Here is a 12192-nt window from a genome sequence, read left to right as displayed (position 1 = left end):
AACCCAGATCTCAAAGGTCTCGGCCCAGAAGCCCGCGCCGTACCGCCTAAGCGGTCGGCGTCGGGAGTACGTCACCTTGGTTCGTAGCACGTGCCTAATTCTTACGCTAATTCTTGCAGGTTTCTATTTAAACCCCTCAACTGCTGTGGCGCGATCGCCCCTCTCTAAAGCGCCAGAAGCGATCGCCTGCACCCCCGCGAGTTCAAAGGCGCAGGAGTGGCGCTCATCGCCCCTTTCCCGCGCTCTCGTCCTGCTTTCGTGGCGTTATCTTATTTGCCGGATTTTACCTCTTTGACTAATATTTTTGTCAGTTGGGTAAGCTGTTTTTTATCGAACATCTCGATCAGCTTTTTGGCCGCCGCTTTCGGGTCGGATTCTAGGATAAATTCATTGGCTCCTAAGTTCACCCCCGCTTCGGTGGCTGGCATTCCCGCCAATTCTAGCAATACCGGACTCGGCGGGGTCGTGTCGGGTTTGCCCACCGCTACGAAGTCACTGGCGTATTTCAGTTCTTTGATCACCACCGGCGCTAAGGTTTCATAGGAGTTCTTCGGATTGGCGATCGCTTTGGATGCGGTGTTGACCAGGTTTTGCCAATTCTCCATCTCTGACCCCATTTCCGCTAGATGGTTGCACAACACTCCCAGCCGTTTGCGGTTTTCTGCATCTGCTTGTTGTTTGAATAACTTTAACATTTGTTGGAGGGTGGCAATGGTTTCCCTAGGCAGATCTTTGCTCGGTTGCGCTTCCCCTTTCGCCCCGGTTTCTCCACCTCCTCCCCCTCCAGTTAGGCTGTCGAGATAGTCTTGCAATTCCTTAAATACTGGCTCGGACTCGGACACTAGGCGATCGGCGTCTTCATCTCTGATTCCATAAGGGCCTTGCAGCTTTTCCAGTAGGTCTTTTAAGGTATCGAACCCTTTGAGAAATAAAGTTTCTAATTTTTCGTCAACTGTAACCGGTTGCTCTTTGAGCACTTTAAATGAATCCTCTAAGCGGTGAGCCGTTTTTTGAATGCTCCCAAAACCTAACATCGCCGCACCCCCTTTCACCGAGTGCGCCGCACGAAAAAGCTCGTTGACTCGTTCTTGGTCGCTGACAATGGACTGTAAATCTAGCAGTCCGGTTTCTAGCGTATCGAGGTGTTCTTTCGCTTCCTCGATAAAATAGCCCATTATTTGTTGTTGTCTTTCCGGATCCACGGCTAGCTTCCTTTCCTTTAAACGCTCTTCTCTATCTCCATTTTATTCTAATCCCTCAACGGAACTGTTACACCAGCTTTCTCCTGTCATTGGTCATTGGCTATTGGTCATTGGTCATTGGTCATTGGTCATTGGTCATGTGGTAACAGGTTGTTGGTCATTGGTACTTCCACAAATACCAAAGAACAAACGCCAAAGAACAAAGGACAAATGACCAATGACTATCTTCCACAGTTGAACTGAGGTAATTAGTGAGTATTCTGGGTTAGGGGAATTTCGATAGTAAACGCGGCCCCTCGTCCGGGTTCGGAATCGCATTTGAGTCGTCCGCCATGTTTCTCTACTACGATTTGGTAGCTAATGGCTAATCCCAAACCTGTGCCTTTTCCCACGGGTTTTGTGGTAAAAAATGGATCGAACAAGCGTTGCAAATCTGCCGGAGAAATTCCCGGCCCGTTGTCTGCAATTTCAATCGCCACGAAAGGTTGTGAGTTTGTCCCTGCGGATGACGTGGGGGAGTTGGGTAATTCCAGATTTTGCGGGGGGTCGATCGCCACTTCAGTTTTAATTGATATCCGTCGCGGTTCCGGTTGGTTTTCCAAAGCATCGATCGCATTACTGAGCAGATTCATAAACACTTGATTGAGCTGCCCTGCATAACATTCTATTTCTGGTATATTTCCATAGTTTTTGATAATTTCAATTGGACGTCCGGGAATTGCTTTCAGGCGATTTTGCAAAACGAGTAGAGTGCTTTCTATCCCTTCGTGCAGATTGACCGACTTCATTTGTGCCTCATCGAGTCGCGAGAAGTTGCGAAGCGATCGCACGATGTTGCGAATTCTTTCTGCCCCAAGTTTCATCGAATCCAGCAGACTCGGTACATCTTGCATCAAAAACTCAATTTCGATTTCTTCCGCTGCTTCTTGAATCGCGGGAACGGGAGTGGGATAATGCTCTCGGTAAAGTTGCAGCAAATGCAGCAGTTCTTCCATGTACAACGTCGCGTGGGAAAGATTGCCATAGATGAAGCTGACGGGATTGTTAATTTCATGGGCAACCCCAGCCACCAATTGACCGAGACTGGACATTTTTTCGCTGTGAACCAGTTGCGCTTGGGTGCGTTTTAAGTCGCCTAATGTTTTTTTGAGTTGTTCGGTTTGCGCTTGTAATTGCTTCTGCGATCGCCGCAAGGCGGATTCGGTTTCTTTGCGCTGGGTAATATCAAACCGAATCGCCAAATATTGAAAGGGTTTCCCGTTTTCATCCAAAAACGGAACGATGGTGGTATCTACCCAATAATCACTACCATCTTTGGCTTTATTTTTGATTTCCCCTTTCCAGACTTTTCCCTGAGCAATGGTACCCCAGAGATTTTTGAAAAACTCTCGAGAGTGATAGCCGGAATTAATCACGCGATGGTCTTTGCCAATCAATTCTTCTCGCTCATATTGCGACAGTTCGCAAAACTTGTCGTTGATATAGGTAATAATCCCTCGGGCATCGGTAATAGCAACAATCGCCGAGCGATCTAAAGCACATTTAAAATCCGTGAGTTCTTTCAGGGAAGAGCAGAGTTGCTCTTCGGAGTGCTTGCGCTCGGTGATATCGCTAAAATTCCACACGCGACCCACAATTTCTTGCCCCACCTTTGAGGGGAGAGAATGATATTCAAAGACTCGACCATCGCGGAATTCTAACACCGTATGATAGTCGATATTAGTATTTTCAGATAAAGCTTTAATTTGCCGACAAAATTTTTCTGGATTCTGTAATTGTTCCAGAATAAATGCTAAAATAGGGGGAAAGTCGCGACTTTCCATTAATCCCTCCGGAATCTCCCACATTTCGACAAATTTTCGATTATAGTGGGTAATGCGACCCTCGCGATCGACCGCAACAATGCCATCCGCAGTGGATTCAAAAGTGGCTCGCAAAAGGGCGAGCGATCGTTGCAGTTCATCTGCGGTGGAAAGGGCAGAAGTGGCGATGGGATTGGCAGAGGTAAGGCTTTCTGATACCATTTTTATCGGCTAGACTAAATTCTTCGAGTCTGCTTAGACGGCGATCGCCCATTGGTGAGGGCACTGGATTCGTCAGCACGGACTCCAGGAGAGAATCTGGTTCCTTAGGGGTTTCGCAGTTGGGACGCGATCGCCCTTTTTGTACCGCCCAGTGCAGGGCACTCTGGCGTCACACTCAGTTGGGCGCATCTCCATCCCCAAAGAGATCCAGATATCCCTCTCGATGATATCTTAAAGGTTAAAAAAATATAAAGCTATCCGTAGATTTAGGGATTTATCCTGGAAATCCCAAGCCATCCCTTCAGGGGAAACAACAATGGGAACATTGCTTTTCCAGTTATCTCCTTCGCGATCGATAGTTTTTGCGTCGGAAATGGCTCTGTGCCCCGGAGAAATTCGATATTATTAATTGGTAATTTTTAATTCGGAGCGATCGCGCGATCGCGGTGCGGAAAACCCTCGCCTCTGTGTCGCTTGGTGGAGAGAATATGGCAGGAAAAAATGTAGCGATCGCTGCAGTTTACAGAAAAATTCTTTTCAGTTCTGGAACGGTGGCGATCGCTGAAATTTGCAGGGCAAATAGCTTCTAATCAGCCAAATTTCACCGCTTATTAAGCCGCAAGCTTTTGCGGTGAATGACGATCGGCATTCACTTGCAAGCGATCGCACCTCATGGTTTCCACCAAATCCAACCCGGAAGAGCCAGACTGATAGACCTCTAAACTATCCCGAGAACTTGCCTCAAAAAAAAGCCGTTCTCCAGGAAACACAATTCGCTCAAAATTTTGAGATTTTTGATGACCGCTTCTAAGAATTACAATATTACTCGTGGGGTTGGCAAAGTAGCACAGAACGCGCTTGCCAGTTTTAGATGCAACAGATTCCATATTTTTGCTTAGGCTCGAACTAATCATTAAAAGACTTTATATTATTGTTCCCCCACAGAGCCTTATCAAGCCTCTACCCAAAGGAATACTTAACTTTTTTATAAGTAAAACTGATGAGTTAGGCGAAATTTTTCCACAAAATCCTCCAATGGAACTTCACCCCTAGAACACTTCCAACAGAACCCTGTAAAGACCTTACAGTGTGAAACCTTCCTCTGTGGCAACAACTAGGAGAGAGAAGTTTTCTCCAGCTATGCACGAGTTTTGCAATGGTTTCACCCCCGAAAGGTAGAAATTCTAACATCATAAGAAAAATTTATAGAAAACGGGGCGATCGCCCGAGTCAGGGAAGACCCCGATCGCGGATCCAGCCGGAGACCATCCAGCATCGCGATCGCTCATACCCCAGCCAGTTGTCAAATGTCTGCATAAAAATTTAAGCTGGTCGAAATCGGCATAGCCTCGGGTCTCGCTCCCTGTGCCAGACGGATTCCGTATCAGAGACGACCCCAGCAGCGCCTGTACGCTAAAAAATTGCACCCTCCAGCCGAACCCAGAGAAATTGTCAACTCCGCCCTCCATTGCTCCCATTGATGCCCTCACCCTGCTGTTTCGCTTATCATTGTCCTTATTGGTCGGAGCCGCGATCGGCTTAGAACGGCAAAGTCAAAACAAACCTGCCGGCTTAAGAACCTATATGCTCGTCAGCTTTGGTGCGGCGCTATTTGCCATCCTGCCCATCCAGCTTGGTTTAGCCGTGCAAAGCGCCGATGCATTTACCCGAATTATCCAAGGAATCATCTCCGGAGTCAGTTTTATCGGTGCGGGAACCATTTTGCGCGACCAAACCATTCAAGGACTCACCACCGCTGCAGCCATTTGGGTCACCGCCGCCTTGGGAGTCATCATTAGCTGTGGATTCTGGGAACTCGGATTAATCAGTGCTTTAGTTTGTTGGTTTATCCTCAAAGTCCTGAAAAAAATAGAGCTGAAATAGCTCTATTTTTTACCCTTCCCTCGAAAGGTTAAGACTCAAACAACGCCGGTTCGCAATACTCCTGATGCCGGGGTAATTGAATGAGCAATTGCGTGTCTTGTCCCGGTTCGGAAAAGCATGTCAAACGACCTTTATGTTTTTCCACTACAATTTGATAGCTAATTGACAATCCCACCCCAGTTCCCGTTCCCACAGGTTTCGTGGTAAAGAAGGGGTCAAACATTTTTTGTCGAACTTCCTCCGGGATACCGGGGCCATTATCCACAATGCGAATTTCCACCCATTCTCTGTGGCGATCGCCAGTAGATTCCTCCTCGCCAGTCTGTTGGGAATCCGCCGGGAGTTTCACTTCCGAAGCCTCGATGACCCGGGTGTGAATCCGAATGATTCGCGGCGGATTTTTGCGTTGCAAAGCGTCGATCGCATTATTGATAATATTGAGAAACACTTGATTGAGCTGACCCGGATAACAATCCACTGGCGGCAAATCGCCATACTCCTTAATCACCTCAATGCTGGGAGTTTTACCACCATTGTCCCCCTCATTGCCCCGCAAGCGATTTTGCAAAATCAGCAGAGTGCTGTCAATGCCTTCGTGGATGTTCACCGGCTTAATTTCGGCTTCATCGAGACGGGAGAAATTCCGCAGCGATCGCACGATTTCCCGGATTCGTTCCGCCCCAGACTTCATCGATTTTAGCAGTTTGGGTAAATCTTCAAACAAAAATTCCAAATCAATCGCGTCAATTTCCTCAGCGATTTCCGGAACGGGTTGCGGGTAGTATTCTTGGTAGAGATTCACCAAATGAACCAAATCTTCGATATAAGAATTAGCATGAACGATATTGCCATAAATAAAGCTCACGGGATTATTGACTTCATGGGCAATTCCAGCCACCATTTGCCCCAATCCGGACATCCGTTCGGTTTGAATTAATTGAGACTGGGTGTGCTGAAGTTTGTGGACCATTGCTTCTAATTCTTTTGCCCGGAGTTCCAGTTGAGTTTCCGACTGACGCAATGCTTCCTGTGCCAAGTGGCGATCGGTGATATCCAACATACTGCCTAAAAGCTTAATCACCTGACCTTGTTCATTAAAAATCGGTTCTCCATTTGCCGATAAATAGCGAATTGACCCAGAAGGTTGTACGATTCTTTGCTCCAACTCATAAGGCTGTCCTTTGCGAAGCGATCGCGCGATCGCTTCTTCCGAAACCGCCCGGTCTTCCGGATGAATTCTGGCCAAATATTCACCATAACTTGGCGGTTCTTGCGTGGTATCCAAACCAAAAATCCGGAATACTTCATCAGACCAAGTAATCGCTTCCGTGGTGACATCAAATTCCCAGCATCCCACATGAGCGAGTTTTTGTGCTTCTGCCAACAGAGAAGCCATCGATCGCGTTTTTGCTTCGCTTTCTTGTAACGATGCAATTAAGCGGCGATTTTCCGCTTCCGCGATTTTGCACTCGGTGATATTTTGCGTCATCACCATTCCCGCAAACACCGCCCCCGTTTCGTTTTTCACCGGCAGAATATGCACTAAATAAATGCGATCGCCATAGGCAAGTTCAGTCACCTTCGCTTCTCCAACCAGTGCCCCGCGATAAAGTGGCTCTAAAATCTGACAATGCTCCTCAGAAAATACCTCCCAAAGCGTCTTGCCTTCGATCGCCGATTTGGAAAACCCTAACGTTTCTAATTCCTTTCCTGCTGCCACGGTATAGCGCAACGCTTTGTCAAATAACAAAACCGACCCGTTCGGATAATTTTTAATTAGCGTGCGGTATAATCCATCCCGATGACGGCGATTTGCCAATGCTTCTTTGCGTTCGGTAATATCGCGCAAAAACACCCAAATTCCCTCAGAATGAGGAAAACCGCGCACCTCCAACCACCTTTGCTCATAGGAGTAGCACGCTTCAAACGTAACGGGCTTTTGTCGAGTCAAAGCGCCCGCCAGTTCCCCGAAAAAATTCTCTACTGTCGGCGAATCCAACTCATGTATCAAATTTTTACCCAACAGCTCGTTGCGGCTTTGTCCGAGCAACTGTTCTCCCCGATGATTGAGATAAGTTAACTGGCAGTTTTTGTCTAAAGACAAAAAACCATCGGTGATATTTTCTAAGATATCTAACTGGATAGAAGCAGGTAGGGGAGAGAAAATCGATGAAGAATTGGTGGGGCGATCGGGAACCATATCCCCGAGGTCCAAGACGATTCCATCCAGGGAGGAAATATGCCCGAAAGAATCAAAAATGGCTTTTCCTTTTTCCCGCACCCAGGAAATCTGACCGTCAGCGCGGCGAATTCGGTAATCAATACAATAGGGAGTTTGTTGGGCAATTGCTTGTTGAACTGCCTGTTGTGTACTGGCGCGATCGTCGGGATGAACGAGAGTTTTAAAATGGCTCACCGGCGCATTGACAAACTCGGTGGCGGGATAGCCGGAAATGTCCTCAATGCCCTGGCTGATGTATTCAAGAAACCAGCTAGAATCGCAGCAGACACAGCGGTAAACCGCCCCCGGAATGTGACCGAGCAAACTGGCATAGAATTGGTCGCGATCGCCCTTTCCTTCAGCAGCGGAAAATCCCGGCGATCGGGCTTTTTTTGTAGAGGAATGTTGTAAAAAAGAGTGATTGGATGGCAAGTGCATTGTCTACTTTTCCAGAGTTAAGTGCAGTGTCGAACCTGTGGGCAAAGAAAATTTATGGCAGTATCGCGCAAGCAGTGGGGATAAAAATGACGGGAGGCAGATAATGAGAACAGATTTCGATAACCTCTGGGGGACAACAGAATCCCTCGGGAAAAGTAAGCGCTTCGGACGACATGAATACCTGCCGTTTCAGTTCTTGTTAAAGGAACTAAAATAAGCGGAGGGAGACTGTACTGACCCTGAGCAATCAAGGGAGACATTGCCCACTCTAGTTTAGTGTACGTCACTCCGTCTTGCTTCTAAAGTCATCCTAACTAAGCCACCCGGGCGCGATCGCCCCTTCAGAGCAGCCGCTTTTCTCCTCGCAACCCCTGCCTTTCCCCCTCAGTAGAGGCGCGAAGACCCAGCGGATTGACCTGAATATTTTACTCGACCCTCGTATAGTCAGTAATGAACAATTAGCCACCTGTAGCTTTTGATACAGCCAGCCAGGTTCGGTGGCATAATCCATACACCCAAAGCCAAAATATCCAACAACTCCTATGCAGCGTCAAGTGCAGCGATTCCTACAGCGCTCAGTTCAAGGTCTCTGTGGCGGCAAATCTGCCTTCAGCCTTTGCCTGAGCCTGATTTCCATTGGACTGGCAACCTCGATATCCGAAGCAACACCGCCGCGACCCCCAGAGAAAGAAGAATCCTGCGAAATTCTCGTTGTCGGCGGTGGACTCGCCGGGGCCGCCACCGCCTACGAAGCCTTGCTTGCCGGTCGCACAGTCTGCATGAGCGAAATTACCGATTGGGTGGGAGGTCAGATCTCCTCCCAAGGCACCTCCGCACTGGACGAACGACCTACCCAAAGACGCCTGCTATTTTACCCGCGCGGCTATTTGGAATTTCGATCGCTCATCAAAGAGGAATACAATCGCCTCAATCCCGGTCAATGTTGGGTCAGTGAATCGTGCTTTTTGCCCGAAGACGGTCACCAACTACTGTTCGAGGAACTGCAAAAAGCCGCCAAAAAAGGCAAAGGAACCTTGAAATGGTATCCCAACACCGTCATTAAGGAGTTGGAAATTGCTCGCGGTTCCAATGGCGGCGAGCAAATTCAAAGCGCGATCGCCATCCAACACCAACCCGCACCCGGAACGCCCCCCCTCAACACCGAACCTCTCTCCCAAACCATCGAAGACGCCTATCGTTACCAAGATTCCCCTCGGTTTGAGAAAACCATCATTCGCTTTGTCCCCCTGCGCCAACCCGAAGCTACAGACACTTCCTCACCGGGCGATCGCCCCGCCGATTGGTATGTGGTGGATGCCACGGAAACCGGGGAAATCATCGCCCTCGCCGACGTTCCCTATCGCCTCGGTATCGATCCGCGATCGCCATTCGAACCCTCCTCCTCCAGCACCACTAATGACCCTTACTGCACCCAAGGGTTTACCTACACCTTCGCTATGCAAGCCACGGAGGACCCCCAACCGCACGTCAAACCTCCCTTCTACGATCGCTACGCCCCCTACTACAGCTACGAACTCGAGCGCCTCGCTAACTTTACCTTGGTGTACACCTACCGTCGCATCTGGAGTGCTAAATACGAGAAAAATCTCCCCTCTAACCCCAGAGAGTATCCCATCCATCCCGGGGATATCTCCATGCAAAACTGGACTTGGGGCAACGACTATCGCCCCGGAAACCCGGAAGATAACTTGATTTATACCCGCCAGCAATTAATCGAAACCGGGCAGCTAGAACCCGGAGGCTGGATGGGAGGACTGCGAACCGCTACCCTGCAAGCCGGTGAAGAACATGCTAAAGGCTTTTTCTATTGGTTAGTTCGCGGAACCACCGATTCCCAATTGGGAGAAGGCGTCAAACAACCCCATCCCAATCATCGCTATCTCTCTGGTTTGGATTCCCCAATGGGAACCGCGCATGGCTTGTCCAAATATCCCTATATGCGCGAAGGACGCCGGATTATCGGGCGTCCCGGTTGGGGCCATCCCGATGGATTTACCGTATGGGAAATTGATATTTCTCGCGCTGACTACAGCGAAGACTTTTATCGCCTCAATTTACTCCCAGAAGAATATCGCCGCTTGTGGGAATCCTTGGGCGGTTTGGAAACCGTGGAGATTATTCGCGAAAAGCCGGATCTGGACAATATGCCTCGGCGATCGCGTTCCACAATTTACCCCGATTCTGTGGGAATTGCCCACTACGCCATTGATTTCCACCCCTGCATGACCCTCTCTCCCCCAGAAACCCCGGGCAATACCGAACGAGAAGGCGAACGACGCGGTGCCGGTACCGCCTATCCCTTCCAAATTCCCCTGCGCGCCCTGATTCCACAGCGCATTGATAATCTCTTAGTCGCCGGCAAAAGTATTGCCACCAGCCATATCGCCGCCGCTGCTTATCGGGTCCATTCTTTCGAATGGTCTGCCGGTGCTGCAGCCGGCACCACCGCCGCATTTGCCTTAGAAAAGGGCCTCCTTCCTTATCAGTTGGTAGACGACCTTCCCCAGCGCGAACCCGCGTTAGAATTGCTCCAAAAACGCCTGGTGCAAAATGGCAATCCCATTTCTTTCCCCAATACTTCCATTTTTAATAATTCTTGGGAAGATTGGAAATAAATCAACCTAACTTTCTGCATCAAAACCGGGTTGGTTCGCGCCAACCCGGTTTTTTCTCAGTCTTCTCCCGGTTTTTAACCCTAAAAATACCCCTCTAACCTCGGCACAAAGCATTCCCATCTGCTTACAGGCGGTGGTTCTCTCGGGAGATTTTAGAACCATCCCATTACCGTCCCCACTCGTTCCCAGCCTCGCGCCAGGGCGCTCAGCAGGCTCCACCTCCAGATTAACTCCCTGTTTTAATGACCAACAGCCTATTGACTCGTTGGTGATGCGTGAGTTATCTTGGGCAAATAGTTCTTTCATTCCTCACCACCCTCGAATCTATCCGACAACACGCTCAACATTTTTTTAGCTTGGAGTTACATTCGATGAAGTTTAGAATCATTGCCACGGCTGCGCTACTCACCGCCCTTAGCGTCTTGACCCCCAGTTTCGTTTCTTCTCAACCCAGTGAAGATGGCGGTTACCAACCCGGGTTCTGGCAACCGGCAGAGGATGTGAATGTTAATCGTCCCATCGATATTACCCTGCTTAATAATACGGGGATTCCTCTGGAATATGATACTGCCGAAGGTCCTATACGAGTCTTAGGTGTGGGAGAGCGCATTACTTTGGGTAGCTTTTTCATCGATCCAAATGCCGAAAACGATATATCTCGCACTCTTAATGTTTTGATTAATGCACCGGTGGAGTTGAGCGAGGTTGAGTTGCACTTCGAGATTGACTCTTTCCGTAATAATGTAACTGTTGCCATCCGTTCTGCACGAACCGGCGATCGCATCGATCGCGGGTTTTATTTGGATGAAAAAGGCCGAATTTACCTTTTTTAAGAGAACAAATTGAGCAATGCGATCGCTCGGTGGGAGAACAGGCAAAGTGGCTGACGAGGCGCAGATACCCTTATCCTAGCAACTCACCCCCCACCAGCGATCGCACGCTGCGGGATGCGGCAGTGCAGGGTTTGGCTCCAATAATTAATTGTCTGATTGTTTTTTGAAAAACTCAGAAAAATACTCGGTTTAAAAATCCAGGCTGTTTGAGGATAATACTATATTTACTTAAGTAAAAACGAGAGTTTTTTATATTAAAAAACAGGATAAAAAATGCAGGTATCACCAATAATAATTAAGCACTTATGCAAAATAATTTGCAGGTTTTAACTCGTTAACTGGTTGAACTCGTTGAAGTCGTTACCCCTGGGGGGAACGTTCCTCCAGAGCTACCGCCTCCCCCCCCCAATAAATGCGATTGCAAAGGTTTGCACCCTTGCTTAAAAACCCGGTATTTTATGACAGATTGGCTAAAGAAAAATTAAGCAGAAAAATAAATTTTTCACCATCCAGTGCTGATTTCGAGGAGAAATCCAGTGGATGTTGCCATGAGGGGGAAGCCTCTGGGGACTCAAAAAGTTAATTTTGTAACCAATTGAGGGCATTCTGAGTAGAGCGCGAAGGAGTCGGGGGTGAGCTTGACGAATAAAGCGCTGTTGAGAGGAGTGACGATCGCCAAATGCGCCCACACTTCAATCAATTCGGTTTAAAATATGAAGTCACGATCGCGCCCTCGGAGTGGGTTAAGTGGATCCGCAATCAAGCTGAGGGTGCAGATATTTTACCGACTCGCCAATCGAATGAGTTTACCGCCTGAGCGATCGCCAAGGTCAACCCCCCAATTTCGGGAGAGACTGTTGACGGGACAAAGGAGGAGTTTTCCGGTAAATGTTAGGGTGTTCCCCCGAGGCGATCGCCTCGATCGGAAAGCGGGCTTACCTTTTTCATCATTTT

The 12192-nt window shown here is 48.5% G+C and carries 9 protein-coding genes; 5 read left to right on the top strand and 4 right to left on the bottom strand.

The window, feature by feature from the left end:
• Positions 1-269: 269 nt before the first annotated feature.
• On the bottom strand, positions 270-1202 hold the full coding sequence (locus LKK83_RS27735) for an Hpt domain-containing protein (protein ID WP_324634693.1): 933 nt from the start codon (positions 1200-1202) through the stop codon (positions 270-272).
• Positions 1203-1450: 248 nt separating this feature from the next.
• Positions 1451-3226, bottom strand: a complete 1776-nt coding sequence (locus LKK83_RS27730) for a PAS domain-containing sensor histidine kinase (protein WP_324634692.1) — start codon at positions 3224-3226, stop codon at positions 1451-1453.
• Positions 3227-3635: 409 nt separating this feature from the next.
• On the opposite strand from LKK83_RS27730, the gene LKK83_RS27725 reads away from it, so the two are divergent.
• Complete coding sequence (locus LKK83_RS27725; RefSeq protein ID WP_324634691.1) at positions 3636-3791, top strand: hypothetical protein; 156 nt, start codon at positions 3636-3638, stop codon at positions 3789-3791.
• Positions 3792-3837: 46 nt separating this feature from the next.
• Here LKK83_RS27725 and LKK83_RS27720 read toward each other — a convergent pair whose 3' ends face one another.
• Positions 3838-4113, bottom strand: a complete 276-nt coding sequence (locus LKK83_RS27720) for a DUF1830 domain-containing protein (protein WP_324634690.1) — start codon at positions 4111-4113, stop codon at positions 3838-3840.
• A gap of 562 nt (positions 4114-4675) precedes the next feature.
• Between LKK83_RS27720 and LKK83_RS27715 the strand changes: the two genes are divergently transcribed.
• Positions 4676-5110: an MgtC/SapB family protein gene (locus LKK83_RS27715; protein WP_324634689.1), complete on the top strand. Its 435-nt coding sequence runs from the start codon at positions 4676-4678 to the stop codon at positions 5108-5110.
• Between the two features lie 28 nt (positions 5111-5138).
• On the opposite strand, the gene LKK83_RS27710 is transcribed toward LKK83_RS27715, so the two are convergent.
• The gene (locus LKK83_RS27710) at positions 5139-7769 is read right to left on the bottom strand and encodes a PAS domain-containing sensor histidine kinase (protein WP_324634688.1); all 2631 of its coding nucleotides are present in this window, start codon (positions 7767-7769) and stop codon (positions 5139-5141) included.
• A 542-nt stretch (positions 7770-8311) separates the two neighbouring features.
• On the opposite strand from LKK83_RS27710, the gene LKK83_RS27705 reads away from it, so the two are divergent.
• From LKK83_RS27705 to LKK83_RS27695, 3 genes are all read left to right on the top strand, one after another.
• Complete coding sequence (locus LKK83_RS27705) at positions 8312-10405, top strand: FAD-dependent oxidoreductase (protein WP_324634687.1); 2094 nt, start codon at positions 8312-8314, stop codon at positions 10403-10405.
• A 371-nt stretch (positions 10406-10776) separates the two neighbouring features.
• Complete coding sequence (locus LKK83_RS27700; RefSeq protein WP_324634686.1) at positions 10777-11238, top strand: hypothetical protein; 462 nt, start codon at positions 10777-10779, stop codon at positions 11236-11238.
• Between the two features lie 679 nt (positions 11239-11917).
• Entirely contained in the window at positions 11918-12055 is a 138-nt protein-coding gene (locus LKK83_RS27695; RefSeq protein ID WP_324634685.1) for a hypothetical protein, read from the top strand.
• Positions 12056-12192 lie beyond the last annotated feature (137 nt).

The sequence above is a fragment of the Phormidium sp. CCY1219 genome, assembly GCF_035615515.1.
GTDB lineage: Bacteria > Cyanobacteriota > Cyanobacteriia > Cyanobacteriales > Laspinemataceae > CCY1219.
The sequence above is the reverse complement of the archived record's forward strand: the minus strand, read 5'-3'. Positions and strand labels throughout refer to the sequence as shown.